26 protein-coding genes are annotated in these 25927 nt (G+C 66.3%); 21 read left to right on the top strand and 5 right to left on the bottom strand.

What is annotated here, in order from left to right:
* The first annotated feature begins 497 nt into the window (after positions 1–497).
* The 5 genes from ACOYJQ_RS07595 to hflX all read left to right on the top strand — a co-directional run bounded on the left by ACOYJQ_RS07595 (position 498) and on the right by hflX (position 7647).
* On the top strand, positions 498–1919 hold the full coding sequence (locus ACOYJQ_RS07595) for an N-acetylmuramoyl-L-alanine amidase (RefSeq protein WP_433457435.1): 1422 nt from the start codon (positions 498–500) through the stop codon (positions 1917–1919).
* A gap of 177 nt (positions 1920–2096) precedes the next feature.
* Positions 2097–4517, top strand: a complete 2421-nt coding sequence (locus tag ACOYJQ_RS07590; RefSeq protein ID WP_433457434.1) for a penicillin-binding protein 1A — start codon at positions 2097–2099, stop codon at positions 4515–4517.
* Positions 4518–4626: 109 nt separating this feature from the next.
* A protein-coding gene (prfB, locus tag ACOYJQ_RS07585; protein WP_433457433.1) for a peptide chain release factor 2 occupies positions 4627–5755 on the top strand; the annotation gives its coding sequence in 2 pieces (ribosomal slippage) (positions 4627–4695 and positions 4697–5755; 1128 coding nt in all).
* A 218-nt stretch (positions 5756–5973) separates the two neighbouring features.
* The gene (hfq, locus tag ACOYJQ_RS07580) at positions 5974–6228 is read left to right on the top strand and encodes an RNA chaperone Hfq (protein WP_433457432.1); all 255 of its coding nucleotides are present in this window, start codon (positions 5974–5976) and stop codon (positions 6226–6228) included.
* A gap of 51 nt (positions 6229–6279) precedes the next feature.
* Positions 6280–7647 carry a GTPase HflX gene (gene hflX / locus ACOYJQ_RS07575; protein ID WP_433457431.1) on the top strand — a complete coding sequence of 456 codons (1368 nt, stop codon included), beginning with the start codon at positions 6280–6282 and terminating at the stop codon, positions 7645–7647.
* 12 nt (positions 7648–7659) lie between these two features.
* On the opposite strand, the gene mazG is transcribed toward hflX, so the two are convergent.
* On the bottom strand, positions 7660–8532 hold the full coding sequence (mazG, locus tag ACOYJQ_RS07570; RefSeq protein WP_433457430.1) for a nucleoside triphosphate pyrophosphohydrolase: 873 nt from the start codon (positions 8530–8532) through the stop codon (positions 7660–7662).
* Positions 8533–8677: 145 nt separating this feature from the next.
* Here mazG and ACOYJQ_RS07565 point away from each other — a divergent pair, with 145 nt between their 5' ends.
* Positions 8678–9868, top strand: a complete 1191-nt coding sequence (locus ACOYJQ_RS07565; protein ID WP_433457429.1) for a pyridoxal phosphate-dependent aminotransferase — start codon at positions 8678–8680, stop codon at positions 9866–9868.
* A gap of 142 nt (positions 9869–10010) precedes the next feature.
* Here ACOYJQ_RS07565 and ACOYJQ_RS07560 read toward each other — a convergent pair whose 3' ends face one another.
* Together ACOYJQ_RS07560 and ACOYJQ_RS07555 are read right to left on the bottom strand one after the other, a co-directional pair.
* The gene (locus ACOYJQ_RS07560; protein ID WP_433457428.1) at positions 10011–10460 is read right to left on the bottom strand and encodes an HIT family protein; all 450 of its coding nucleotides are present in this window, start codon (positions 10458–10460) and stop codon (positions 10011–10013) included.
* A gap of 407 nt (positions 10461–10867) precedes the next feature.
* The gene (locus ACOYJQ_RS07555) at positions 10868–11239 is read right to left on the bottom strand and encodes a response regulator (RefSeq protein WP_433457427.1); all 372 of its coding nucleotides are present in this window, start codon (positions 11237–11239) and stop codon (positions 10868–10870) included.
* A gap of 183 nt (positions 11240–11422) precedes the next feature.
* Here ACOYJQ_RS07555 and ACOYJQ_RS07550 point away from each other — a divergent pair, with 183 nt between their 5' ends.
* The 4 genes from ACOYJQ_RS07550 (at position 11423) to ACOYJQ_RS07535 (ending at position 14345) form a co-directional block, all read left to right on the top strand.
* Positions 11423–11734: a DUF3572 domain-containing protein gene (locus ACOYJQ_RS07550; protein WP_433457426.1), complete on the top strand. Its 312-nt coding sequence runs from the start codon at positions 11423–11425 to the stop codon at positions 11732–11734.
* A gap of 207 nt (positions 11735–11941) precedes the next feature.
* Positions 11942–12412, top strand: a complete 471-nt coding sequence (locus ACOYJQ_RS07545) for a RidA family protein (protein WP_433457425.1) — start codon at positions 11942–11944, stop codon at positions 12410–12412.
* The gene (locus tag ACOYJQ_RS07540) at positions 12412–13155 is read left to right on the top strand and encodes a glycerophosphodiester phosphodiesterase family protein (protein WP_433457424.1); all 744 of its coding nucleotides are present in this window, start codon (positions 12412–12414) and stop codon (positions 13153–13155) included. The genes ACOYJQ_RS07545 and ACOYJQ_RS07540 overlap by 1 nt, the downstream gene beginning before the upstream one ends.
* Positions 13152–14345: a GNAT family N-acetyltransferase gene (locus ACOYJQ_RS07535; RefSeq protein WP_433457423.1), complete on the top strand. Its 1194-nt coding sequence runs from the start codon at positions 13152–13154 to the stop codon at positions 14343–14345. Before ACOYJQ_RS07540 ends, ACOYJQ_RS07535 begins: the two co-directional genes overlap by 4 nt.
* Before the next feature lie 194 nt (positions 14346–14539).
* Here ACOYJQ_RS07535 and rpmG read toward each other — a convergent pair whose 3' ends face one another.
* A complete protein-coding gene (gene rpmG / locus ACOYJQ_RS07530; RefSeq protein WP_433457422.1) occupies positions 14540–14707 on the bottom strand; it encodes a 50S ribosomal protein L33 in 168 nt (55 codons plus the stop codon).
* Between the two features lie 291 nt (positions 14708–14998).
* Here rpmG and ACOYJQ_RS07525 point away from each other — a divergent pair, with 291 nt between their 5' ends.
* The 7 genes from ACOYJQ_RS07525 to ACOYJQ_RS07495 all read left to right on the top strand — a co-directional run bounded on the left by ACOYJQ_RS07525 (position 14999) and on the right by ACOYJQ_RS07495 (position 21279).
* Positions 14999–15238, top strand: coding sequence for a twin-arginine translocase TatA/TatE family subunit (locus tag ACOYJQ_RS07525; RefSeq protein ID WP_433457421.1), 240 nt, complete (start codon positions 14999–15001; stop codon positions 15236–15238).
* 90 nt (positions 15239–15328) lie between these two features.
* Complete coding sequence (gene tatB, locus ACOYJQ_RS07520; RefSeq protein ID WP_433457420.1) at positions 15329–16000, top strand: Sec-independent protein translocase protein TatB; 672 nt, start codon at positions 15329–15331, stop codon at positions 15998–16000.
* Positions 15997–16833 (top strand): twin-arginine translocase subunit TatC, encoded by an 837-nt coding sequence (gene tatC / locus ACOYJQ_RS07515; protein WP_433457419.1) that lies wholly within the window; start codon positions 15997–15999, stop codon positions 16831–16833. Before tatB ends, tatC begins: the two co-directional genes overlap by 4 nt.
* A gap of 98 nt (positions 16834–16931) precedes the next feature.
* The gene (gene serS, locus ACOYJQ_RS07510; protein ID WP_433457418.1) at positions 16932–18224 is read left to right on the top strand and encodes a serine--tRNA ligase; all 1293 of its coding nucleotides are present in this window, start codon (positions 16932–16934) and stop codon (positions 18222–18224) included.
* A 141-nt stretch (positions 18225–18365) separates the two neighbouring features.
* Positions 18366–19139 (top strand): 5'/3'-nucleotidase SurE, encoded by a 774-nt coding sequence (gene surE / locus ACOYJQ_RS07505; RefSeq protein ID WP_433457417.1) that lies wholly within the window; start codon positions 18366–18368, stop codon positions 19137–19139.
* Positions 19140–19167: 28 nt separating this feature from the next.
* Positions 19168–19854, top strand: a complete 687-nt coding sequence (locus ACOYJQ_RS07500) for a protein-L-isoaspartate O-methyltransferase family protein (RefSeq protein WP_433457416.1) — start codon at positions 19168–19170, stop codon at positions 19852–19854.
* A gap of 165 nt (positions 19855–20019) precedes the next feature.
* Positions 20020–21279, top strand: coding sequence for a peptidoglycan DD-metalloendopeptidase family protein (locus ACOYJQ_RS07495; protein WP_433457415.1), 1260 nt, complete (start codon positions 20020–20022; stop codon positions 21277–21279).
* An 80-nt stretch (positions 21280–21359) separates the two neighbouring features.
* On the opposite strand, the gene ACOYJQ_RS07490 is transcribed toward ACOYJQ_RS07495, so the two are convergent.
* Complete coding sequence (locus tag ACOYJQ_RS07490) at positions 21360–22277, bottom strand: ATP-binding protein (protein WP_433457414.1); 918 nt, start codon at positions 22275–22277, stop codon at positions 21360–21362.
* Positions 22278–22428: 151 nt separating this feature from the next.
* On the opposite strand from ACOYJQ_RS07490, the gene yajC reads away from it, so the two are divergent.
* The 4 genes from yajC to ACOYJQ_RS07470 all read left to right on the top strand — a co-directional run bounded on the left by yajC (position 22429) and on the right by ACOYJQ_RS07470 (position 25918).
* Positions 22429–22779, top strand: coding sequence for a preprotein translocase subunit YajC (yajC, locus tag ACOYJQ_RS07485; RefSeq protein ID WP_433457413.1), 351 nt, complete (start codon positions 22429–22431; stop codon positions 22777–22779).
* Positions 22780–22944: 165 nt separating this feature from the next.
* The gene (secD, locus tag ACOYJQ_RS07480) at positions 22945–24552 is read left to right on the top strand and encodes a protein translocase subunit SecD (RefSeq protein ID WP_433457412.1); all 1608 of its coding nucleotides are present in this window, start codon (positions 22945–22947) and stop codon (positions 24550–24552) included.
* A 29-nt stretch (positions 24553–24581) separates the two neighbouring features.
* Complete coding sequence (secF, locus tag ACOYJQ_RS07475; protein WP_433457411.1) at positions 24582–25529, top strand: protein translocase subunit SecF; 948 nt, start codon at positions 24582–24584, stop codon at positions 25527–25529.
* Positions 25529–25918, top strand: coding sequence for an Mth938-like domain-containing protein (locus ACOYJQ_RS07470; RefSeq protein ID WP_433457410.1), 390 nt, complete (start codon positions 25529–25531; stop codon positions 25916–25918). The genes secF and ACOYJQ_RS07470 overlap by 1 nt, the downstream gene beginning before the upstream one ends.
* The last annotated feature ends 9 nt before the right edge of the window (positions 25919–25927 follow it).

The following is a 25927-nucleotide window of genomic DNA, read 5'->3' as shown; positions in this document are numbered from 1 at the left end:
CGGCGCAAGACACCGGAAACAAGGCAGCAGCCGCACGACATCACGATGGAACGCCGACGAAAGCCGCCTCGCACGACGGACCGCACCCGTCACACGGCACCGCGAATCACCGCCTCCACCGATCCGGGTCACGGCAGGCGTCAAACGACGGCCGCACAAGAAAACTCTCTCCTGGGCCACCGCGCGGGCGGGCCGGACAGGCGAGGGTGCCGGCCGCCGATGCGTTCGCCCGATGGGGGGAACGACGCATGACGACACCGAAACCGGATCATCTTCATTACAGAACGGGATTGCCATTTGGCAAGTCTTATGCGTGATAACATCAGCGGAATATCCGGCCCGATGACGCAGGCGGCGCATGGCCGCCACGCGCGCCCCGCAGATCCGCGCACACGAATTGTTGATCGCAAAACGGTAAAATGCGGTTAACCATCCTTCGACTATGCTGCATCACGCGGGTGAGCCCGGACGGCAGCAACCTGGAAGAGCGGCGACGCATGGAATTTCGGCACGGTATCGGCGCCATTGCCGGCGGGACGCCGGGGGAAGATATTCGTTCCTGCGAGGTTCATTCCTGCGCGGGTCCATCCTGTTCGGGCAAGTTCCGTCCAGGCAAGTTCCGTCCAGGCAAGTTCCGTCCGGGCGCGCCGCTTTCCCGTTTGTTCCACATCTGCCTTCTCGTCTCCGCGCTGCTGCTGCCCGCAGCGGCGGCAGCCCTGGAGCAACCGGCGGGCGAGGCGCGACAGGAAGCGGTCCGCGCCGTCGCCATCGACATCTCGGGAAACCGTGAGAAGTCCCGCATCATGCTCACGCTTTCCGCGCCGGTGGAAGCGCGGACCTTCCTGCTGGAACGGCCGGACCGCCTCATCATCGATCTGCCCCAGGTGGCGTTCAGCCTGTCGGCCGATTCGCACGCCGGCGCACGGAAGGGCGTTGCGGGCGGGCTCGTGGCCTCCTATCGCTATGGCCTCTTCGCGCAAGGGCGATCGCGCGTCGTCGTCGATCTGAAGGAGCCCGCACTGGTGTCGAAGGTGACGAGCGAGCCCGTGGCCAACGGGGCGATGCTCACCGTCGAACTGTCCCGGACCGATCGCGCCGCCTACGGTCGCGCCGCCATGCAGCCGATGGTGGAGGCCGCGGCGGCTCTCTCGGCGGCGGAGAACGCCCGCGCCGCCGCCGCGCGCGCCTCGGCGCAAGCCGCGGACCGGCAGGACAGCCGCCCTCTCGTCATGATCGATCCCGGACACGGCGGCGTGGATCCCGGCGCCATCCGCAAGGGCATTCAGGAAAAGGATCTCGTGCTGTCGTTTGCCCGCCGCCTGCAGGAGAAGCTCGGAGCGGGCGGGCGCTATCGCGTGCAGCTCACACGCGGCGACGACAGTTTCATCTCGCTCGCGGGGCGCGTGCGCATCGCGCGCGAAGCAGGAGCGGACCTCTTCATCTCGGTGCACGCCGATTCGCTCGGCGGCAACGGCAGCGTGCGCGGCGCCACCGTCTACACCAGCTCGAACACGCCGACCGACGAGGAATCGGCGCAGCTCGCGGCCAAGGAAAACCTGGCCGACCAGATCGCCGGGCTTGAGGCCGCGGAGGAAACCGGCGACGTCGTCGGCATCCTCGCGGAGCTGACGCGGCGGGAGACGCAGGCGCTCTCGCACGTTTTCGCCGAACGCACCATCGAGACATTGCGCGCGCAGGTGCATCTGAACCGCAATCCGCACAGATCCGCCGGTTTCCGGGTGCTGAAGGCGCCCGACGTGCCTTCCGTGCTGCTGGAACTCGGCTATCTGTCCAGCGAGCAGGACGTCGCTCTTCTCACGTCCGACGCTTGGCAGGAAAAGACGGTGCGCGCGCTTGTGGCGGCCATCGACCGCTTCTTCGCGCGGCGCATCGCGGAGCAGGGCAGGGACAAGGGTTGACGGCAAGTGCCGCGAAGCCACATGCTTTTCAAATGCCGTTGAACGGGTGTTTTCCTGAACCATGTCTTCATGATAAAGGCATATATGAAAGTTCGAGCGCGTTTCCGGCACAGCCGGTACGATGGCGGAACGGTTCTCCGGTGCCCTTTCCCTGAATTGGGCGACAGGCCTTAACATATGAGATTTCTACTTCGGTTCGTCGGCTTCGCCTTTGCGTCTCTCGTGCTGACCTTCGTGATCGGGGCGGCGGCGGTCGGATTCTTCATCTGGAAGTACTCCCAGGACCTGCCCGACTACTCGCAGCTCGCCAACTACCAGCCGCCTGTCACGACGCGCGTGCACGCGGGCGACGGCAGCCTGCTCGCCGAATATTCCCGCGAGCGCCGGCTTTATCTGCCCATCTCCGCCACGCCCCGGCGGCTGATCGAGGCGTTCCTGTCGGCGGAAGACAAGAGCTTCTACAAGCACGCGGGCGTCGACCCGGAGGGCATCGTGCGCGCCCTCGTCTCGAACCTGCGCAGCGGCGGGCGGCCGCAGGGCGCCTCCACCATCACCCAGCAGGTGGCCAAGAACTTTCTCCTGACGAACGAGCGCAGCTACGAACGCAAGATCCGCGAGATACTCGTCGCCCTGCGCATGGAGAACGTCTATTCGAAGGACATGATCCTCGAACTCTATCTCAACGAGATCTATCTGGGCATGGGCAATTACGGCATCGCCGCCGCCGCGCTCAATTATTTCAACAAGTCCGTCAACGAGCTGACCCTGCCGGAAATCGCCTATCTCGCGGCGCTGCCCAAGGGGCCGAACAACTATAACCCCTATACGCGCAATCAGGCGGCGGTGGACCGGCGCAACTGGGTGCTCGACCGGATGGCCGACAACGGTTACATCACCGCGGCCCAGGCGGCCGAGGCCAGGGCGACGCCGCTGAAGCCGACGCCGCGGTCGCTCTCGCCCAACACCTATGTCGCCGGCTATTTCGCCGAGGAGGTCCGCCGCCAGATCGCCGAGCGCTACGGCGAGAAGGAGCTTTACGAGGGCGGGCTTTCCGTGCGCACCACGCTCGATCCCAAGTTGCAGGCCGCCGCCCGCAAGGTGCTGACGGACGGTCTCGTGCGCTACGACGAAGCGCGCGGCTGGCGCGGCGCGGACGACCGGATCGATCTTGACGGCGACTGGGGCGAATTGCTCGCGAAAAAGCCCAGGCTCGGCGATATCAAGCCGTGGGAACTCGCCGTGGTGTTGTCTGTGGACAACCAATATGCGCGCATCGGCCTGCAACCGGGCCTCGACCCCGGCGGACGGGTGAACCCGGAGCGGCGCACCGGCGTCGTTTCGGCGGAGGGCGTGCGCTGGACGCGCCGGCGTCTCGCGCAGGTGTTCTCCGCCGGCGATCTCGTTTATGTGGAGCCGATGGCCGGACGGTCCGACAGCTATCGCCTGCGGCAACTGCCGGAGATTTCCGGCGCCATCGTCGCTCTGGACGCGGCGACGGGACGCGTCTTCGCCATGGTCGGCGGCTTTTCCTTCGACCAGAGCGAGTTCAACCGCGCCATTCAGGCGCTGCGTCAGCCGGGCTCCGCCTACAAGCCCTTTGTCTACGCCACGGCCATCGACAACGGCTATACGCCGTCCAGCATCGTGGTCGACGGCCCGATCGAGATCGATCAGGGGCCGGGCATCGGCATATGGCGGCCGGAAAACTACGAACGGCGCTTCGCCGGCCCGCGCACGCTGCGCTACGGGCTCGAACGCTCCAAGAACCTCATGACCGTCCGCCTCGCGCGCGACATCGGCATGCCGCTGATCATCGAATACACGAAGCGCTTCGGCATCATGGACGACATGCCCGCCATGCTGTCGATGTCGCTGGGCGCCGGCGAAACCACGGCGCTGCGCCTGACGGCGGCCTACGCGATGTTCGTCAACGGCGGTCGCCACATCCGGCCGACGCTGATCGACCGCATTCAGGACCGCTGGGGCAAGACATTGTTCCGCCACGACCAGCGCACCTGTGACGCCTGCGCCGCGACCTATTGGCAGGGACAGCCCGAGCCCACGCTCACCGACAACAGCGAGCAGGTTCTCGATCCGCTCACGGCCTATCAGATCGTCTCCATGCTGGAGGGCGTCGTGGAGCGCGGCACGGGACGCCTCGTCTCCGAGGTCGGCAAGCCGCTCGCCGGCAAGACCGGCACGACGAACGACGCCAAGGATGTGTGGTTCGTCGGCTTCTCGCCGGATCTGGCGGTGGGCGTCTACATGGGTTACGATCGCCCGCGCTCGCTCGGCGCCAAGGCGCAGGCCGCGACCTACGCCGCGCCGATGTTCCGCGACTTCATGAAGATCGCGCTGGAGGACAAGCCGGCGACGCCGTTCCGCGTGCCGCCCGGCATCAAGCTGATCCGCGTCGACGCCACGACGGGCAAGCGCACGTCCGGCAGCGGCAACGGCGTCATCCTGGAAGCGTTCAAGCCGGGCACCTCGCCGCCCGATACCGTTGCCTCCAGCAACTCGCGTTCGTCGCCCCCGCGCGGGAGCGCGCCGCCGCCGGCGGCGCCGGCTGAAGGATTCGCCGCCGGCGGCCTCTACTGACGGTTATCCCCACCGTTTACTTTGCGTCACGGGGCCTGTATGTCCCGTGTTCATATCCGTCATGGACAAGTTCGTTCGTGGACAGTTCGTTCGCCGCCATCAGGAAGCCATGCGCGCAGAAATCGAAAATCTCATCGAGAACGTCAAGCAGTCCGTGGGACTGCTGAGGAGGCATCTTTGACTGGGATGTCGCCCGGAAACGCCTTGCGGAGCTGAACGCCCTCGCCGAAACGCCGGACCTGTGGGACGATGCGGAGAAGGCGCAGAAGATCATGCGCGAACGCACCGATCTCGACGAGGCGGTCGCCACCATCCTGCGTCTCGAACGCGATCTCGCCGACGCGATCGATCTCATCGAACTCGGCGAGGCCGAGGGTGACGACGGGGTTGTCGCCGACGGCGAGGAAACCATCCGCGTCCTCGCGGCCGAGGCGGCGCGTCGCCAGGTGGAAACGCTGCTCTCCGGCGAGGCGGACCAGAACGACACCTTCCTCGAAGTGCATTCGGGCGCCGGCGGCACGGAAAGCCAGGATTGGGCGCTGATGCTGATGCGCATGTATACGCGCTGGGCGGAGCGCCGCGGCTTCAAGGTGGATATGCTGGAAGTCACGGACGGCGAAGAGGCCGGCATCAAGTCCGCCACCTTGCAGATCAAGGGGCACAACGCCTACGGCTGGCTCAAGACGGAATCGGGCGTGCACCGGCTGGTGCGCATTTCGCCGTTCGACTCCAACGCGCGCCGCCATACCAGCTTCGCCTCGGTCTGGGTCTATCCCGTGGTCGACGACCGCATTCAGGTCGACATCAAGGAATCGGACTGCCGGGTGGATACGTTCCGCGCCTCGGGCGCGGGCGGTCAGCACATCAACAAGACCGATTCCGCCGTGCGCATCACGCACATGCCGACCGGCATCGTCGTGTCGTGCCAGGCGGAGCGCTCCCAGCACAAGAACCGCGCGACGGCATGGAACATGCTGCGTGCGCGCCTCTACGAGCTGGAGTTGCAGAAGCGTGAGGAAAAGGCGAACGCGGAAGCCGCCAGCAAGACGGATATCGGCTGGGGCCACCAGTTGCGCTCCTACGTGTTGCAGCCCTACCAGCTCGTCAAGGACCTTCGCACGGGCGTGACCTCCGGCACGCCGTCCTCGGTGCTCGACGGCGATATCGATCCGTTCATCGAGGCCGCACTGGCGCAGCGTGTCTACGGCGGCGGCGGCGACGTGGAGGATATCGACTGATCCGATGCTCCGGCAGGATGCAAGCGGACGTATTCGGGGGACGAGGGGCCGGCATGCCGTTTTCCCGCAACGTTGCCGCTTGCGCATTTTATGTTGTGATGCAACATTGACGTTCGGACTCGGATTTCACGTTCCCGGAACGACTCGGGACGACGGGTAATAACAACAACAATATCGTCGGCGTTCCGTCGGCGATCGGCTCATGAGGGCTCAACAATATGGCGGGCGAACGCGCGCAAAACCTTCAGGACACCTTTCTCAATCATGTCCGAAAGAACAAGGTTCCGCTGACGATCTTTCTCATCAACGGCGTCAAGTTGCAGGGTGTCGTCACCTGGTTCGATAATTTCTGCGTGTTGCTGCGCAGGGACGGCCACTCGCAGCTCGTCTACAAGCACGCCATCTCCACCATCATGCCCGGCCAGCCGGTGCAGCTTTTCGAACAGGCGGACGAGCTTGGCGACAGGGCTTGAGGTTTTTCAGCTTCCGCGCCGGATGAACGGCCGGGCCGGCATTCTCCATCGATGACACTCACAGAACAGCAAGGGCCTACGGCGGGCGGCACCCGCACCTTCGTCGTCGGCGCCTATCAGACACGCCGGGGCAAGCCTGCGGCGGGGGTTCCTCTCACCGAAGATCCCGCCGCCGTGCGCGATCCGCAGGCACGCATCGACGAGGCGGTCGGTCTTGCGCGCGCCATCGATCTGGAAGTCGTGCGCCCGATCCTGATCGGGCTCGATGCCGTGCGTCCCTCGACCTATCTCGGCAAGGGGCGCGTCGAGGAAATAGCGGAGGCGGTGAAGGACGACGATGTCGGCCTCGTGGTGATGGATTGCGCGCTGTCGCCGGTGCAGCAGCGCAACCTCGAACGCGCCTGGGGCGTCAAGGTCATCGACAGGACGGGCCTCATTCTCGAAATCTTCGGCAGCCGCGCCCATACCCGCGAGGGCACGTTGCAGGTGGAACTGGCGCATCTCGCCTATCAGAAAAGCCGGCTCGTGCGCTCGTGGACTCACCTTGAGCGCCAGCGCGGCGGCTTCGGGTTTCTCGGTGGCCCCGGCGAAACGCAGATCGAGGCGGACAGGCGCGTCATTCAGGAGCGCATGACGCGCATCGAGCACGATCTCGAAACGGTCAAGCGCACGCGCTCGCTGCATCGCGCCAGCCGCAAGCGTGTGCCGTATCCGGTCGTCGCGCTCGTCGGCTACACGAACGCGGGCAAGTCGTCGCTCTTCAACCGCCTGTCGGCGGCGGAGGTGATGGCGGAGGACATGCTGTTCGCCACGCTCGACCCGACGGCGCGCGCGGTGAAGTTGCCGCACGGCGGCAAGGCGATTCTGTCCGACACGGTCGGCTTCATTTCCGACCTGCCGACCATGCTCGTCGCCGCGTTCCGCGCCACGCTCGAAGACGTGATCGAGGCGGACGTGTTGCTGCACGTGCGCGACGTCTCCCATGCCGATACGTCGTCGCAGGCGGCGGATGTCCATGCGATCCTTCAGGAACTCGGCATCGACGCGGACGGCGGCGCGCGCATCGTCGAGGTCTGGAACAAGGCGGACCTGCTGGACGAAGCGGAACGCGGGCGCCTGCTCAACGTGGCGGCCGGACGGCCGGCCGATCAGCGCCCGGCGCTGATCTCCGCGCTCACCGGCGAGGGCGTGGACCGGCTGCTGGCGACGATCGAGGAACGGATCGCGCGCGGGCGCAAGGTCTATCTGGTGACGCTCGATCCCGCCGACGGGGGCCTCGCGAGTTGGCTTCACGAGGAAACGGAAGTGCTGGAACGGCGCGCGGACGAAAACGGGCGCCTTTCCATTGTCGTGCGCGTCGCCCCGGAGAAGGAACCGCGGCTGCTGAACCGCTTCCCCGGCTGCCGCCAAATTCGCTGATTTCTCAATGTATCAGCCACCTTTCTTCAGGGAATCGCTCAACAGCGCCTGTTTGGCCTCGCACCACAATGCCTCCATCTCGTCGAGCGTTGCTTCGGATATCGTTTTTCCATACCTTTCAATGTGATCTTCGATATATCGGAAGCGGGACGTGAACTTGTCATTGGTTGCGCGCGCCGCCGCTTCCGGGTCGATGTCGAGATGGCGGGCGAGGTTGGCCACGGCAAACAGCAGGTCGCCGATCTCCTCTTTCACCGCCGCGCGGGCGCCCGGCTCGTGTTCGGCCCTGGTGGCGGCCTTGGTGGCGGCCTTGGCGATGGCCTCCTCCACCTCGGCCAGTTCCTCGCGCACCTTGGCGATGACGTCGCGGGTGTCGGTCCAGTCGAAGCCGACGCGCGCGGCCTTGCGCTGCAACTTCTCGGCGCGCGTCAGGGCGGGCATGTTGGCGGGCACGCCGTCGAGAAGGCTTTCCCGCCGCACGTCACCGCCGCGGGCGGCGCGGGCGTTCTTTTCGGCAGCCTTGATGTTCGCCCACAGGGCCTTCACTTCGTCGGGCGTGAGGTCGCGGGCGTTGCCGAAGACATGCGGATGGCGGCGGATAAGCTTTTCGGTGATGGCCTGCACCACGTCGCCGAAGGCGAAATCGCCACGCTCTTCCGCCATGCGGGCGTGAAACACCACCTGAAGCAGCAGATCGCCGAGTTCCTCGCGCAGATCGTCGAGATCGCCGCGCGCGATGGCGTCGGCCACCTCATAGGCTTCCTCGATGGTGTAGGGGGCGATGGTGGCGAAATCCTGCTCCAGATCCCACGGGCATCCGGTGCCGGGCGTCCGCAGCGCGGCCATGATCTCGATCAGACGGGATATTTCACGCGAAGGGGTCATGTCAGCCCTCGAAAACGCCGGGCGAGGAACCACCTGGCAGGTTGGCGGGATGGCGTTTGCCGCCGCCGTATGATCTTCTGCCGGCCATCATAGTTGATTCCCGCCGTCCGATACCGGAATGTGCGGCGGGGGAGATTGAGTTGCCATGTCGAACGATCCCAATCCGCCGCCATCCGGGCGCAGACCCGCCGCGCGGCTCGACGGCGTTGCCGCGTTTCTCGCCATGGATATGCTCTCCGAGGCCGGCGCCATCGAGCGGGCCGGCGGCAGCGTCATCCATATGGAACTCGGCGAGCCGTCGGCGCCGACGCCGGGCGTTATCCGCGACGCAGCCCGGCGGGCGCTGGAGGCGGGCAGGGTGACTTATACCGAAGCGCTCGGACGCGGCGCGCTGCGGGAACGCATCGGCCGGCATTACCGGGACGCCTATGGCGTCGCCGTCGATCCGGGGCGCATCGTCATCACCACGGGTTCCTCGGCCGGCTTCGTGCTGGCCTTTCTCGCCCTGTTCGAGCCCGGCGCGCGCATCGCCCTGTCCGCGCCCGGCTATCCCGCCTACCGCAACATCTTCGCCGCGCTGGGCCTCGTACCCGTGCCGGTGCCGCTCGACGACGCGAACGGCTGGGAGATCACGGGCGAGGCGATCGCGCGCCTTCACGCGCAAGCGCCGCTCGCGGGCGTGCTCGCCATGAGCCCCGCCAACCCGCTCGGCGTCACCATGACGCGCGCGACGCTCGCCGACCTCGCCGATACCTGCCGCCGGCTCGGCCTGTGGCTCGTTTCCGACGAAATCTATCACGGGCTGACCTATGGCGGCACGGCTGAAACGGCGCTTGCTTTCGATGACGAGGCCGTCATCGTCAACTCTTTCTCCAAATATTACTGCATGACGGGCTGGCGCATCGGCTGGCTCGTGCTGCCGGAACGGCTGGTGCGCGGCGTGGAGCGGCTGGCGCAGAACCTCTACATCTCGCCGCCGTATCTGTCACAGATCGCGGCGGAAGCCGCCTTCGACGCCACGGAGGAACTGGAGGCGATCAAGGCCGGCTACGCCGCCAACCGCGACCTGCTGCTCAACGAGTTGCCAGGCATCGGGCTGGGGCGCGGACCGGCGGCGAATGGCGCGTTCTATCTCTACATCGACGTCAGCCATCTGACGGACGATTCGCTGGCGTTGAGCCGCGCCATCCTGCACCGGGCGGGCGTCGCCGTCACCCCGGGCCTCGATTTCGATCCCGATGACGGCGGCCGCTTTATCCGCCTGTCCTACGCCGGCTCGTTCGCCGATTGCCAGGAGGCCGTGGCACGGTTGCGCGGCTTCATGGCCTCCGGCTGAGGCGCTTTCCGATCACACGCTTCCATTTAGAGCATTTCGGCGTTTCGTTGAAACGCCGAAATGCTCTATCTTATTGACTTGACGCGTTTTCCTCACGCAAAGCGGTATCCGCTTTGCTTGAAAACGCTCTAATCGCTCCGGATCAGGAGGCAGGCCCGGCATTGTCCGCATCGAGCGCAGCACGGATGCGCGCGGCGTGTTCGGCCAGCACGGCGCGGTCCGCGAACGTGCCCGCGGCATGGCCGCGCAGCGGAACGCCCTCGAACCGGGGGATGATGTGGACGTGCAGATGAAAGACCGTTTGTCCGCTCGCCGGCTCATTGTACTGGCTGACGAAAACGCCATCCGCGCCGAAAGCCGTCCGCACCGCGCGCGCGATTCGCTGCACCGCCCTGAACAGGGTGGCGACGGTCGCCGGATCGGCATCGAGCAGATTGCGCGACGGCGCCTTGGGAATGACGAGCGCATGACCGTCGCCCTGCGGCATGGCGTCCATGAAGGCCAGAATGTCGGCGTCTTCATAGATCTTCACGGCGGGAATCTCCCCGCGCAGAATCTTCGCGAACACGTTGTCGGAATCGTAAACGGTCATGGCAAGCTCACCCTTCTAGAGCGGGATGGCGATTCAACCTGATCGCATCCCGCTCTAAATTCCATGTTCTACCGCAACTTGCGTTCAATTCGATGAATCGACTTGAACGCAAACTGCTCTAGCGGCTGCAAGACGCAGATGTCGTGCGGGAGAGGCATCGCAATCCGGCGCGAAAACGTCAACGGGCAAAACGTGCGCCGGTAGGAAAGGCCGGAAACGAGGCTGGCCGGGAGCGGGGGCGGAAACCGCACGCACCGCTCACCGGCCAGCAACCCCACGGACCCAGGAGATGCGGCGGACCTGAGCACTCCGCAGGGTAAACGGATGATTCTTTATAGCCGATCCGTATCAGGAGTAAATCTTTAAACAGAATAATCTTGCCGGCGAACGACAAGGGGCGGGCGGTTTCAGGGGGCCGGAATATAGACGCGGACGGTTTCGAGAAATTTGGCCACGGAAATCGGCTTCGACAGGTAAGCCTCGCATCCGCTGGCGCGGATACGCTCCTCGTCGCCCTTCATGGCGAAGGCGGTGACGGCGACGACGGGAATGGCGCGCAGCCGGTCGTCGGCCTTCAGCCATTGCGTGACCTCGATTCCCGAAACCTCCGGCAACTGGATGTCCATGATGATGAGGTCCGGCATATGATCGCGCGCGAGTTCCATCGCCTCCCTGCCGTTCGTGGCCTTGAGCGTGGCATAGCCATGCGCCTCCAGCAGATCGCCGAAGAGCTTCATGTTCAACTCGTTATCCTCGACGATCAGCACCGTGCCGGCCATACCCCAACCTCGCCCCCTTTTGCCGGCATCATCCCGCCGCCGGATGCCGGAACCCTCAACCCCATTGCATATTCGACGTGTTTTCCCGATTCTTCCAACAGAAAAAGCGCAGTATTCCCCGGACGCAGCGATTCCTTGCGCCGGAAACGCCGCGCCCGTCAACAGAGAAAGGCAAGTCCCGACATGCGCCGCCCCCTTCATCCACGCACGGACGCCCCGACCGCCGCAGACCCGGAAACGCTCGCCATCGCGGCGCTGTCCTTTCTTGCCGGCGAACCGGAGCGGCTCGGCCGCTTTCTCGCCGTCACGGGCCTGGGGCCTGAAACGATTCGGGAGGCGGCCACGACTCCCGGCTTTCTCGTCGCCGTGCTCGACTATCTCGCCGGCGACGAGAGCCTGCTCGTGGCCTTCGCCGCCAATGCCGGCATCGCGCCGGAGGCCGTAGCGGCGGCCCACGCGAGAGCGCTTTCGGACCGGACGGAATCGTCCGAATAACGAGAGTTCGCGCAAAGTTAAGGAAACGCGGGTCCGATCGGACCGGATGTCACTCAAGGCTCGCCGGGCCGCCGGCATGAGCGGCGCGGCGAGCCTTCGGCGTTCGCGCTTGTCATGCCCGGCCCGATGAGCCAAAAATGTCGGGCGGCGTCGCTACGGCCCCGCGCGCCGTTTTTGTTTGTCTTCAACCGATAGAGAGATCGAGCCATGAGCGCCATCGATACGAAACTCGCCGAACTCGGCATCACGCTGCCGACGCCTTCCGCCCCCGTCGCCAATTACGTTTCGTTCGTCCAGTCGGGCACGCAGCTCGTCATCTCCGGTCAGTTGCCGCTCGGCGCCGATGGCACCGTCGATGCCCGCTTCAAGGGCAAGGTCGGCGGCGATGTCACGCCCGAGGTCGCGGCCGAAGCGGCGCGGCTTGCCGCCATCAACGTGCTGGCGCAGGCGCAGGCCGCGGTGGGCGATCTCTCGCGCATCGTGCGCATCGTGCGTCTTGGCGGCTTCATCAATGTCGCGCCCGGCTTCACGGCGGTGGCGCCGGTGATGAACGGCGCGTCCGATCTCGTCGTGGCCGTGCTGGGCGACGCCGGCCGTCATGCCCGCTCCACCGTCGGCGTGGCCGAACTGCCGCTCGGGGCCGCCGTCGAGGTGGAAGCGCTGATCGAGGTCGCCTGATGGCCGCGCCCGACTGGCTCGTCGCCAGGCCGGTGGCGCACCGGGGCCTGCACGACAGCGCGCGCGGCGTGATCGAGAACACGCCCACGGCCGGCGAGGTCGCGGCGCGGGCCGGTTTCGCCATCGAATGCGACGTGCAGCTTTCCGCCGACGGGGAGGCGGTCGTGTTTCACGATTTCACCCTCGACCGGCTGACGACGGGGCAGGGGCGCGTCGACGATCTCGGCGTGGCGGAGCTGGCGGCGCTCTCCTACAGGGGAGCGGCCGACCGCATCGTAACCCTCGACGCCTATCTCGATCTGATCGGCGGCCGCGTGCCGCTGATCGTCGAGATCAAGAGCCGGTTCGACGGCGACCTGCGCCTGACGCGCCGGACGGCCGACATCGTGAACCGCCGCAAGGAGCCTGTCGCCCTGATGTCCTTCGACCCGGACGTGACCGAGGCGTTGCGCACGCTCGCTCCGGCGCATCCGCGCGGCGTCGTCGCCATGGCCGCCTACACGCACGACGAATGGGCGGCGCTCACCGACGAGCAGCGGCTTGAGCTGACGCATTTCATGCATGTCGGCCGCAGCCAGCCCGATTTCATCGCCTGGCACGTGAAGGATTTTCCGCATCCGACGCTGGCGCTCGCGCGCCATCTGGGCCTGCCCGTGCTCACCTGGACGGTGCGCGGCCCGGAAGATCGCGAGGCGGCCGCCGGCTTCGCCGACCAGATCATCTTCGAGGGCTTTCATCCTTGAGGATCGGCGTCGCGGGAGCCATCGACGACATACCGGCGGCGGAATGGGATGCCTGCGCATGCGACAACGCCCGGCTGCCGCCGGGCGGCGATGCCGATAACCCATTCGTCCGGCACGCCTTTCTGCGTGCGCTGGAGGTTTCGCGCTCCGCCGCGCCCGCAGCCGGCTGGCAACCGCTGCACCTTCTCGTCCACGACGACGAGGGGCGGCTCGCCGCCGCCGCGCCATGCTACCTGAAAGGCGATTCGCAAGGCGAATACGTGTTCGATCACGCCTGGGCCGATGCCTATGAGCGGGCCGGCGGGCGCTATTACCCGAAGCTGCTCGTCGCCGTGCCCTTCACGCCGGCGACGGGGCCGCGCCTGCTCGCCCGCGAGGGACCGCGGCGGGAGGAGGCGCTCGCATCGCTCGTGGCGGGGCTGCGCGCGCTGCGGGCGGAAACGCGGGCATCCTCCGTCCATGTCAACTTCGCGCAGGACGATGAGGTCCAACGGCTGTCACAAGCCGGCTTCCTGCCGCGCATCGACTGTCAGTACCATTGGCTCAACGAGGGCTACGGCTCGTTCGAGGATTTTCTGTCCGTTCTCGCATCACGCAAGCGCAAGGCGATCCGGCGCGAGCGGCGCGAGGCCGTGGCGGCGGGCGTCACCATCGAACGCCTGCGCGGCGGCGACATCCTGCCGGAACATTGGGACGCTTTTTTCAGGTTCTACCGAAACACCGGCATGCGCAAGTGGGGCCGGCCGTATCTGACGCGCGCGTTCTACGACGAGATCGGCCGCACTTTCGCGGACAGGGTGCTGCTGGTCATGGCCCGGCGCGAGGGGCGCTACATCGCGGGGGCGATCAATTTCATCGGCCGCGACACCCTGTTCGGCCGCCATTGGGGCGCGGTCGAGGAGCACCCCTTCCTGCATTTCGAGGTCTGCTATTATCAGGCGATCGATTTCGCCATCGAAACCGGGCTGAAACGTGTGGAGGCGGGCGCGCAGGGCGAACACAAGCTGGCGCGCGGCTATCGGCCCACGCTGACCCGCTCCGCCCACGATATCGCCGATCCCGCGCTGCGCTGCGCCGTCGCCGACTATCTCGCGCAGGAACGCCCGGCGGTGGAACGCGAGATGCAGGCCCTGGAAACGGAAACGCCGTTCCGCAAGCAGGAACCGCACGGCGGCTCACATTCGGCCTGAACGTCCCAATTCGGCCTGAACGTCCCAAGCGACGCGGATCGCCGGAACCGAGGACGCCCGAGCAGCCCTGCCGAAAGGCCGTGGGTCGAACCTTCGGCTTCGGATGACATGCAACCGCCCCCGGGAGCGATGCCGCGGGGGCGGTGCGAAAGCCACGCTGAAATTCCCGACGCGTTCTTCGTCGGAAAAGGACGTCACTTGATCTTCGTTTCCTTGAACTCGACGTGCTTGCGCGCGACGGGATCGTACTTCTTGAGCGCGAGCTTGTCGGTCATGGTGCGGGAGTTCTTCTTCGTGACGTAGAAGAAACCCGTGCCCGCGGTCGAGGCGAGCTTGATCTTGATAGTCGTGGCCTTGGCCATGGCGTAACCTCTTCGGGTCGACGCCGCAGCGGGCGTCCTTTAAAAATGCAAAAAAGCCGGAAACCCGGCTATTCATGAAATTGACATGCCGCATCGCAAGGCCGGTGTCAAGGCCGCTCGCGCCCTCTTGCGGCTTCTTGTTTTCACACCGGCGGAAACGACGGGGAAGCGGCGGGACGAAAATCTTGTTTTCACCTTCCGGCGCACCTAGTTTAAATGCCTGTGGCGGCAAGAACGGCGGACGACGTAAGTTCGATTCGTTATGGAAGGGTTTCGGCGGGAGAGTTTCGTATGGGTGGATTTGGAAGTATCTGGCACTGGATCATCGTCGGCGGCCTCGTGCTGCTTCTCTTCGGCGGACGCGGCAAGATCTCCGACCTGATGGGCGATGTCGCCAAGGGCATCAAGGCGTTCAAGAAGGGCCTGTCGGATGACGACAAGCCGGTGGACGGCGCCGCGGCGGCGCAGAAGCCCGTGACGCACCAGGAAGCGGTCAAGCAGGGCGCTCCCGAGGAAAACAAGGTCGGCTGAAGGCCCCGCCTGCATCCGGCCGGCGGGCTTCGCATGATTCTGTAGCAGGTTTCCGGGGCTGCCATCGGCGCCGGGAGGGCAGGGCACGGCATGTTTGATCTGAGCTGGAGCGAGCTTCTGCTGGTGGGAGCCATCGCGCTGGTCGTCATCGGCCCGCGGGAGCTGCCGCGCGTGCTGCGCACCATCGGGCAGTCGCTGGCGAACATACGGCGCATGGCAGGTGAGTTCCGTTCCCAGTTCAGCGCCGCCATGCGCGAGGCGGAGCTGGACGAGATCCGTTCCGCGGTCAACGACGTGCGCGACACCGCGCGGCAGGCGGGAGGGAAAGCTGGCTCCATGCTCGATCCGCTGCGGGAAGTGCGTAACGAGCTGCGCGAAGCGTTGGAAAAAAACGCAAATCCCGCGTCTGACGCGGCATCTTCCGTCGTCGACCGGTTCGATGCGGCTACGCCCGCGCCGGGGGTGAAGTCTCCCGCGTCGGTTCCCGACATCGCGTCGCCGGCCATTTCCGCACCAGAGATCTTTTTGCCCGAAGCGCGCTCCGCAACCCTTTCGCCCGTCCGCCGTTCCAAGCGGGCGCGCGTGATCGTGGCGGCGCCTCGCGAGGCGGTGAAGCCGCTGGCCCGGCCATCGGCCGGCCGGGCGCGTCTTTACAAGATGACGAAATTTTCCGCCTATCCCGCGCGGCCCGAGAAGCGCAAGTCATCGCCCGGCGCGCCGGAGGCGCCCGCGCCAGCCGTTGACGGAGAGGGCGGACAATGAGCACGCAAGCGAGCCGAACGAGCGAAGACGTGAACGCCCATCCTGCCGAGGAAGACGAGATCGAGGCCTCCCGCGCGCCTCTCATGGACCATCTCATCGAGTTGCGCTCGCGCCTGATCAAGGCGCTCGTGGCGTTCATCGTGATGTTCTTCGTTTCCTTCGCTTTTGCGAACGAAATCTACAACATTCTGGTGTGGCCGTATGTTTTTGCCGCGGGCGAGGGTGCGGACGTGCGCCTCATCTACACGGCGCCGCTCGAATATCTGTTCACCCAGATCAAGATCGCGGCATTCGGCGCGGCCTTCCTGTCGTTCCCGGTGGTGGCGGCGCAGATCTACATGTTCGTCGCGCCGGGCCTCTACAGGAACGAACGCCGCGCCTTCCTGCCCTATCTCTACGCGACGCCGTTCTTTTTCGTCCTCGGCGCGCTGGTGGTGTATTTCATCGCGATGCCGATCGTGATGCAGTTCTCCATCGGCCAGCAGCAGACCGGAGAGGCGGGGCAGGCGGCCATCGAACTGCTGCCGAAAGTCAGCGAATACCTGTCGCTGATCACCACGCTGATCTTCGCCTTCGGTATCTGTTTCCAGCTCCCCGTGATCCTCAACCTGCTGGCGCGGGCGGGCATGATCGATTCGGCCTTCCTCAAGGCGAAGCGCCGCTACGCCATCGTCATCGTGTTCGCGATCGCCGCGGTTCTCACCCCGCCGGACGTCATCAGCCAGATCGCGCTTGCGGTCCCGACACTGCTCCTTTACGAGCTTTCCATCGTCTCCGTTCGCGTGATCGAGAAGAGGCGCGCCGCCGCGGATGCGGCACGGGCCGATGAATAGCCTCCCCGACGCGGAGGGGTTCGGGATCGACCCGGACGGAGCGGTTTGGGCAGCTTGAGAAGGAGAGGCGGCGTCCCGCGCCGCCGGTCGGGAAAGTCATGCACGATATCCGCATCATTCGCGATAACCCCGAAGGTTTCGACGCGGCGCTGGCGCGTCGCGGACTGTCGGCGACGGCGCATTCCCTCATCGCGATCGACGAGCGGCGCAAATCCGCCATCGCCTCGTTGCAGGTGTTGCAGGAGAAGCGCAACGCCCTTTCGAAGGAAGTCGGACAGGCGAAGGCCGCGAAGGATGAGGCGCGGGCGCAGGAGCTGATGGCCGAGGTGGCGGCCCTGAAGGACGCCATGCAGGACGCCGAGGAGGCGCAGAAGGCCGCCGTCGCCGAGCTTGACGTGACGCTTGCCGCCATTCCCAACGCGCCGCTGCCGGACGTGCCGGACGGTCCCGACGAGAGCGCCAATGTCGAGCGCCATACCGCCGGCCAGCGCCGGGAGTACGATTTCACCCCGCGCCAACATTTCGAGCTGGGCGAAGATCTGGCGCAGATGGATTTCGAGACGGCGGCGAAACTGTCCGGCTCGCGCTTCGTGGTGCTGCGGGGGCGGCTGGCGCGTCTGGAGCGCGCCATCGGCCAGTTCATGCTGGACATCCACACCCAGCACCACGGCTATACGGAAGTGAGCCCGCCGCTGCTCGTCAACGACGGCCCGATGTTCGGCACGGCGCAATTGCCGAAGTTCCGGGACGACCAGTTCGCCGTCTCCGACGACAAATGGCTCATCCCGACCGCCGAGGTGCCGTTGACCAACCTCGTGCGCGAGAGCATTCTCTCCGAGGCGGAGCTGCCGCTGCGCTTCGCGGCGCTCACGCCCTGTTTCCGGCGGGAGGCCGGAGCGGCCGGGCGCGATACGCGCGGCATGTTGCGTCAGCACCAGTTCAACAAGGTGGAACTCGTCTCGATCACCACGCCCGAGACCTCGCGCGACGAGCACGAGCGGCTGCTGACCTGCGCCGAGGCGGTGCTGAAGGCGCTGGAGCTGCATTACCGCGTCGTGACGCTGTGCACCGGCGACATGGGCTTCGCCTCGCAGAAGACCTACGACATCGAGGTGTGGCTGCCGGGGCAGCAGGCTTATCGCGAGATTTCGAGCTGTTCCGTGTGCGGCGATTTTCAGGCGCGGCGCATGAACGCGCGTTATCGGCCCGACGACGAGAAGACTTTCGGCAAGGGCGCGCGCTTCGTGCACACCCTCAACGGGTCGGGCACGGCGGTGGGGCGCGCACTCATTGCTGTCATGGAGACGTGGCAGAACGGCGATGGATCGGTCACGGTGCCGCCCGTGCTGAGGCCGTACATGGGCGGCGTGGAACGAATCGCGGCGGCCTGACCGCTCCGACGGCAATCTCCGGGGCTTGCGGCGTTTCCCTGTTTCGCTGAAACGGAGAATGCCGTAGCCTTCTGATCTGATGCGTTTTCTTCAAGCAGCCCGGTATCTGCTTCCCTTGAAGACGCTTTAAGGAATCGAGCGATGCGCGTTCTCGTAACGAATGACGATGGTATCAATGCCGATGGCCTCGCCATCCTGACGCAGGTGGCGGGCGAAATCGCCGACGACGTATGGGTCGTCGCGCCGGAGACCGACCAGAGCGGCGTGTCGCATTCGCTCTCGCTGCACGATCCGCTGCGGCTGCGCGATCTGGGCGGCCAACGGTTCGCCGTTTCCGGCACGCCCACCGATTGCGTCATCATGGCGGTGCGCCATCTCTTTCAGGATACGCTGCCGGATCTCGTGCTGTCGGGCATCAACATCGGCCAGAACGTCGCCGAGGACGTCATCTACTCCGGCACGGTGGCGGGCGCGATGGAGGGCACCATTCTGGGCATTCCCTCGATCGCCCTGTCGCAGGTCTACGGGCCGCACGGGCGCGAACAGGCTTTCTGGGAGTGCAGCGCGGCCCATGCGGTGCCCGTCGTCAAACGCGTGATCGCCGCCGGCATCGAGCCGGGCATCCTGATCAACGTGAACTTCCCGAGCTGCCCGGCCGACGAGGTGGCGGGCATCGCCGTCACCGCGCAGGGGCGGCGCAACCTGGCCTTCATGAAGGTCGACGAGCGACACGACGGCCGCGGCCGGCCGTATTACTGGCTGATGGGCGCGCGCAATCCGCATGAGCCCGTGGACGGAACGGATCTGTGGGCGGTCCGCAACAACCGCATCTCGGTGACGCCGCTCCAGATCGACCTCACCCACGAGCCGACCATGACGCGGTACGCGAGCCTGTTCCACGGGTCCCGCGAGTAGCCGGCTCAAGGTCGAGATTCGAACAGGCATGTCTGCGGGCGATTTTCAACAGCCGGACCGGGCGGCGGAAGAAACGGTCGCTTTCCTGCTTGCGCTGAGAGAACGCGGCATTCGCGACACCGCGCTGTTGCGGGCCATGGAGATGGCCCCGCGCCCGTTGTTCGCGCCCCGGCGGCTGGGTGATCTGGCGCGTGCGGACATCTCTCTGCCTCTCTCGTGCGGCCAGACGATGACCGCGCCGCGCATCATCGCCACCATGGTGGCGGCGCTGAAGGTCCTGCCCGAACACAGGGTGTTCGAGGTGGGCACCGGCTCGGGCTATCAATCGGCGGTGCTCGGACGGCTGGCGGCGCAGGTGGTATCGGTGGAGCGCTATCGCACGCTTGCGCTCGCGGCCGCCGAGCGGCTCGCGACCATCGGGCTTTCCCAGGTGCTGGTGTTGCCGGGAGATGGCCTGTCGGCGGAAACCGTCGCCGGCCAGCGCTTCGACCGCATCATGCTGAACGGCTCCGTCGCCGGCGAGATTCCCGTTTCGCTGCTCGCGCGCCTTGATCCGGGCGGGCTCCTCGTGGGCGCGCAGATGCATGGCGGCGAACCTCAGCTTGTGCGTGTGACGCGGCAGGAAACGGAGGAGGGCGAGCCGGCGTTCGTGCGCGAGATTCTGGGCACCATCCGCCTGCCGCCGCTGGCGCACGGTGTCGCCCGCGTGCTGTGAAACGGAGAGGACGAACGCCCGCATGACGCCGTGATGGCGTGCGCTGAAAAAACGTTGCTCAAGGTGAATCAATCTCACCCGAACGCCGGTTTGGCAACGCTTGCTTAACCAGAATCCGATCTTATTGGCGGCATGGAGATTCACGGGTACGGGTTAGGTGGGGCGATGTCTGAGAGCGAAAAAACGTTGCTGCCGGCGGTTCATGCGGGGCCTATCCAGCGCCTGGCCGTCGCGGGACTGCTCGCCGGCGCCGTTGCGGCATGCAGTTCCGATACTTTGCGTTTCGGCGACAATCCTTTCGCCAACCCCTTCGGCGAAACCCGCGCCGACAACACGACGACGGGCAGCCTCGGCGCCTCGCCGACGATGCCCGTGCAATCCGCGCCGCTCGATCCGCCCGTGCCCGTCCGCCAGGCCGCGGCGCAGCCGGGCTACGGCGCCCCGGCTACGCCTTCGGCACGGCAGACGGCAAGCACGGTGGAGGCTATCGGCGGATCGGCGAAGGGCTGGTCGGCGCAAGGCGGATCGCCGATCTACGTCGGCACCGGCGATACGCTGGCCACCTTGTCCGGGCGATATAACGTGCCCTCGGCCGCCATCCTGGCGGCGAACGGCCTTTCCAGCGCCAGCCAGATCGCGCCCGGCCAGCAGCTCGTAATTCCGGTGTACAATCCCGGCAGCGGCGCCTCGCCCGGCGTGGCCGCAGCCGCAGCCGCGCCGGTGCAGCATGCGGCGGCGCAGGTTGCGCCCCGCGTGGCGACCGCAACGACGCAGGCGGTTGCCAAGCCCGTGGCGCGAGCCGAGGCGGCGGCCGGATCGCTGAACGAACAGGCGTCCCGCATGAGCGGGGCGGTCCCGCCCGTGGCAAGGCCCCCGGCGCGTCAGACGGTCGCCTCCCTGCCGCCGGCAGCGGTTCCGCCGGCGGTGGTCGCGCCGAGGACGGAGGCGCCCAGACCTGTCGCAACCCCCGCACCGGCGCAGCCCAAGCCGGCTGTGCAGGAAAAGCCCGTCGCGCAGGAAAAGCCGGCGGAAACGACTGCAAACGCGGCGGCCGACGACGGCGCGGGCTTCCGCTGGCCGGCGCGCGGGCGCGTCATCAGCGGCTTCGGCGGCAGTAACGAGGGCATCAACATCGCGGTGCCTGAGGGCACGCCGGTGAAGGCCGCCGAGGGCGGCGTCATCGCCTATGCCGGCAACGAACTGAAGGGCTACGGCAATCTGGTGCTGATCCGCCATGACAACGGCTGGGTGAGCGCCTATGCGAACAACGGCGAACTGAAGGTCAAGCGCGGCGACAAGGTTTCGCGCGGCCAGACGATCGCGAAATCCGGCCAGACGGGCAACGTGACCTCGCCGCAGCTTCATTTCGAGCTGCGCAAGGGCTCGAAGCCGGTCGATCCGCTGCCGCATCTCGCCGGGCTGTAAGGACGGAAAACGGGCAGAGTGGCGGCACGGTTTCGTCCCGCCGCCTTCCTCATTCGCGCGTTTCCTCCCGGTCGAGCGCGTCAGGCGTCGATATGAACGCCCAGGCGTCCGGCAAGATCCGAGATATATTGCCATGCGGTGCGGCCCGACCGCGCGCCGCGTGTCGTCGCCCATTCGAGCGCGTCCCGCCGCAGCTCCTCCGGCGGCACATCGAGGCCGAAGCGCCGCGCGTATCCCGACACCATGTCGAGATATTCGTCCTGGCTGCATTTGTGGAAGCCGAGCCACAGCCCGAAACGATCGGACAGCGAGACTTTCTCCTCGATGGAATCGCCGGGATTGACGGCGGTGGCGCGCTCGTTGTCCAGCATGTCGCGCGGCAGCAGGTGGCGGCGGTTGGACGTGGCGTAGAACAGCACGTTGGCCGGCCGTCCCTCGATGCCGCCCTCCAGCACCGCCTTGAGCGATTTGTAGGAGGTATCGTCCGTATCGAACGACAGATCGTCGCAGAAGACGATGAATCGGTGCGCATCCCTGCGCAGGATGGTCATCAGCGCCGGCAGGCTTTCGATATCCTCGCGGTGGATTTCCACAAGTTTGAGCGGTCCGCCCTCGGTGCCGGCCCGCGCCGCGTTGACCTCGGCATGCACGGCCTTCACCAGCGACGACTTGCCCATGCCGCGCGCGCCCCACAGCAGCGCGTTGTTGGCAGGCAGCCCTCGCGCGAAACGCCCGGTGTTATCGAAAAGCGCATCGCGCAGCCGGTCGATGCCGCGCAACAGGCCGATCTCGACCCTGTTGACGCGCGCCACGGGCGCGAGCGTGCCCGGCGGTTGCCAGACGAAGGCATCGGCGGCGGCGATGTCCGGCGCCGGCGAAGGCGCAGGCGCGAGCCTTTCCAGCGCATCGGCGAGACGGCGAATCTCGCGCAGCAGCGCCCCGTCCGGCTGCACCGCAGCCCGTTCATCCGTCCTCGCACCCATGTTCCCGTCCGCCATCGGTCCTTTTCCTCATTGCCGTTTTCGCCCCGGCCGCGCAAAACCGGCGCAGGGCGTTTGATTTCGCTTGCGCGATGGTTATAGTCCCCGCAACTTTTCGACTCCATATCCATGCCGGATTGGCGCGATATTTCTGTCTGGAGGATGACCCTTGATCTCGACGGCCTTCGCCCAAGGCGCAGCTCCCGCTCCCAGTGGCGGCGATATTCTCATCCAGTTCATCCCCTTCATCCTCATCTTCGTCGTGATGTGGTTTCTGATTCTGCGCCCGCAGCAGAAGCGCGCCAAGGCGCATCAGGAAATGGTGAAGGGCGTGCGGCGCGGCGATACCATCGTCACCTCGGGCGGCTTCATCGCCAAGGTGACGCGGGTCATCGACGATAACGAAGTCGAGGCGGAAATCGCGGAAGGCGTGCGGGTTCGCATCGTGCGCTCGACCATCGCCGACGTCCGCGCCAAGAGCGAACCGGTGAAGAGCGAAGGCGAAGCCGCCGGCAAATGATAACCGGACGGGAGTAATGGACCGGACAGGAAGGCCGGGCAGGCAACCGCCCGGCCCATATGGCCGGCGCAGGGCGGGCGAGGGGCGATTCGCTGGCGATCGCCCTTGTCACCCGCCGGCCCCGCCGGGAAAAGTTTTCATCGGCATCAGGAAGGCCGCCCGACAATGCTCCGCTATTCGACCGGCAAGGTCGTTGCCGTTCTCGTGCTCACCGTGCTGGGCTTTCTCTTCGCCGCGCCCAGCCTGTTCTCGCCCGCCCAGCGCGACGCCTTCATCGCGGCGGTGCCGTCGTGGATTCCGCGCGCGCTCGTGCCGCATCAGGGCGTCGTGCTCGGTCTCGATCTGCAAGGCGGATCGCATGTCGTGCTGGAGGTCGACACCAACGATCTGCTGCGCACGCAGGTGAACCTGCTGCGAGACGACGTGCGCGCCATTCTGCGCGAGGAACGGGTGACGGCGCAGGGTGGCATCGTGGTGCAGCCGCGCGGCGTGCAGGTCCGCGTCGCGGACGAAACGGCGCGCAACACCGTGCTGCCGCGCCTGCGCGCCCTGTCGCAGCCCATCGGCAACCCTTTGCTGGGACAGGCGGGAGCCTCGACCATCGACGTCGCCGCGGAAGCGGACGGGCTGATCAGGCTCACGCTGTCGGAGGCCGGCATCAACGACCGCGTTCGCCGCGCCGTCGACCAGGCGATCGAGGTGCTGCGCCGGCGCGTCGACGCGCTGGGCACGACGGAGCCCAACATCCAGCGCGAGGGCGCGGACCGCGTTCAGGTGCAGGTGCCCGGCCTTCAGGACCCGCAGCGGCTCAAGGACATTCTCGGCCGCACGGCCAAGCTCGAATTCCGCTTCGTGTCGGAAACGGGTTCCGGCGACGTCGACAACATCCCGTCGCAGGAGTTTCCCGGCCAGACGCTTCCCGTGGAGCGTCAGCAGGCCGTCGACGGCGCCGATCTCGTCGACGCACAGCCCTCGTTCGATCCGCAGACCGGCCGCCCCATCGTCAATTTCCGTTTCAACATGCGCGGCGCGCAGCGCTTCGGGCAGGCGACGACGGAGAACGTAGGCCGCCTCATGGCCATCGTGCTCGACAACGAGGTGATTTCCGCCCCGCGTATCCAGACGCCGATCACCGGCGGATCGGGCATGATCTCCGGCAGTTTCACCGTGGAGCAGGCGAACAACCTCTCCATCCTGCTGCGGGCGGGCGCGCTGCCGGCGAAGCTCACCATCGTGGAGGAGCGCACCGTCGGGCCGGGTCTGGGGCAGGATTCCATCGAGGCCGGCAAGGCGGCCGTGCTGGTTTCCGCGGTCTTCGTCATCCTGTTCATGTTCGCCACCTACGGTCTGTTCGGGCTCATCGCCAATATCGCGCTCATCGTGCATGTCGTCTTCATTTTCGCGCTGATGTCGCTGCTCGGAGCGACGCTGACGCTGCCGGGCATCGCGGGCATCGTGCTCACCATCGGCACGGCGGTCGATTCGAACGTGCTGATCTACGAGCGCATGCGCGAGGAGTTCAGGGCGGGGCGCTCACTGGTATCGGCGCTGGAAGCGGGCTTCAACCGGGCGTTCGCGACCATCATCGACTCGAATTCCACCATGCTCATCGCCGCGCTGATCCTGTTCTTCCTGGGGTCGGGGCCGGTGCGCGGCTTCGCCGTCGTGTTCATTCTCGGCATCCTGACGACGGTGATCACCGCCGTCACCATGACGCGGATGATGGTGGCGCTCTGGTACCGCACGGCGCGGCCGAAAAAGCTGCCTTTCTGAGCCGTAGGCCATATTGAGGAGAAACGAGAGTGCGCCTGCTTCGCATCTACCCCGACGACACCCGGTTCGGCTTCGTCCGTTTCCGGCGCGTCACGCTGCCGTTGTCGGCGGTGCTGGTCGTGCTCACGGTGCTTCTCGGCATGACGGTCGGCCTCAACTTCGGCATCGACTTTCGCGGCGGCACCCTCATCGAGTTGCAGGCGAAATCCGGGCATGCCGACGCCGCCGCCATCCGGCAGGCGGCGGAGGGACTAGGCTTCGGCGGTGTCGAGGTGCAGGAGTTCGGGGCGCAGGGCGGCGTTTCACTGCGTTTCGCCATCCAGGAGGGAGGCGAGGAAGCGCAGGGCAATGTCGTGCGGCAGGCGCGCGCGGCTTTTGAGGCGGACTACGAGTTCCGCCGCGTCGAGACGGTGGGGCCGCGCGTGTCGGGCGAACTCGTGCGCTCGGGCACGCTCGGCGTGGTGCTGGCGATCGGCGCGGTCATGGCCTATCTGTGGTTCCGCTTCGAGCTGCAACTGGCGATCGGCGCCATCATCGGCACCATTCACGACATCATCCTGACGGTCGGTTTCTTCATCGTCACGCAATCCGAGTTCAACATGACCTCGATCGCGGCGATCCTGACCATCGTCGGCTACTCGCTCAACGAAACCGTCGTCGTGTTCGACCGCACGCGCGAGTTGATGCGGCGCTACAAGAGCATTCCGGTGGAGGAACTGCTCGACATCTCCGTCAACACCACGATGTCGCGCACCGCCATGACGGCCACCACGACCTTCCTCGCGGTGCTGGCGCTGGTGCTTTTCGGCGGCGAGGCGATCCGCGGCTTCGCCGAGGTCATGCTGTTCGGTGTGGTGATCTGCACCTATTCGGCGATCTTCGTGTCCTCGCCGATCCTGATCTATCTCGGCCTGCGGTCGCGTCCGGTCGAGTCGGAGCAGGAGACGGCGGTCGCGGCGGCGGAGCAGAGGCCCTGATGCCGAAGCCGGAGGCGCGATACGACGGGTTTCTGCCGGGACAGCATCGCATCACGGCCTACGGCGACGGCGGCTTCCGTTTCGCGGAGATGTCGCACCGGGGCTCCCTGCTCCTGTTACCATCGGGAATCGCCGCCATCGAGGCGCGGACGGTCGACGATCTTTCCGCGACGCTGCTGGCGCGGGCCGTGGCCGAAGGCGAGGCGGTGGATCTCCTGCTCGTCGGCACCGGCCGCGCCCTGCGCCCCTTGCCGACAGGGGCGCGCAGCTATCTGGCGGAAGCGGGCGTCCGCTACGAGATCATGCAAACGGGCGCCGCAATCCGCACCTACAATGTGCTGCTTGAGGAAGACCGGCGCGTCGCCGCCATCCTGATTCTCGTCGATTGACCCGGAACC

The organism is Pseudochelatococcus sp. (assembly GCF_050946405.1).
GTDB lineage: Bacteria > Pseudomonadota > Alphaproteobacteria > Rhizobiales > Beijerinckiaceae > Pseudochelatococcus.
This window is presented reverse-complemented; position numbering and strand designations above follow the sequence as displayed.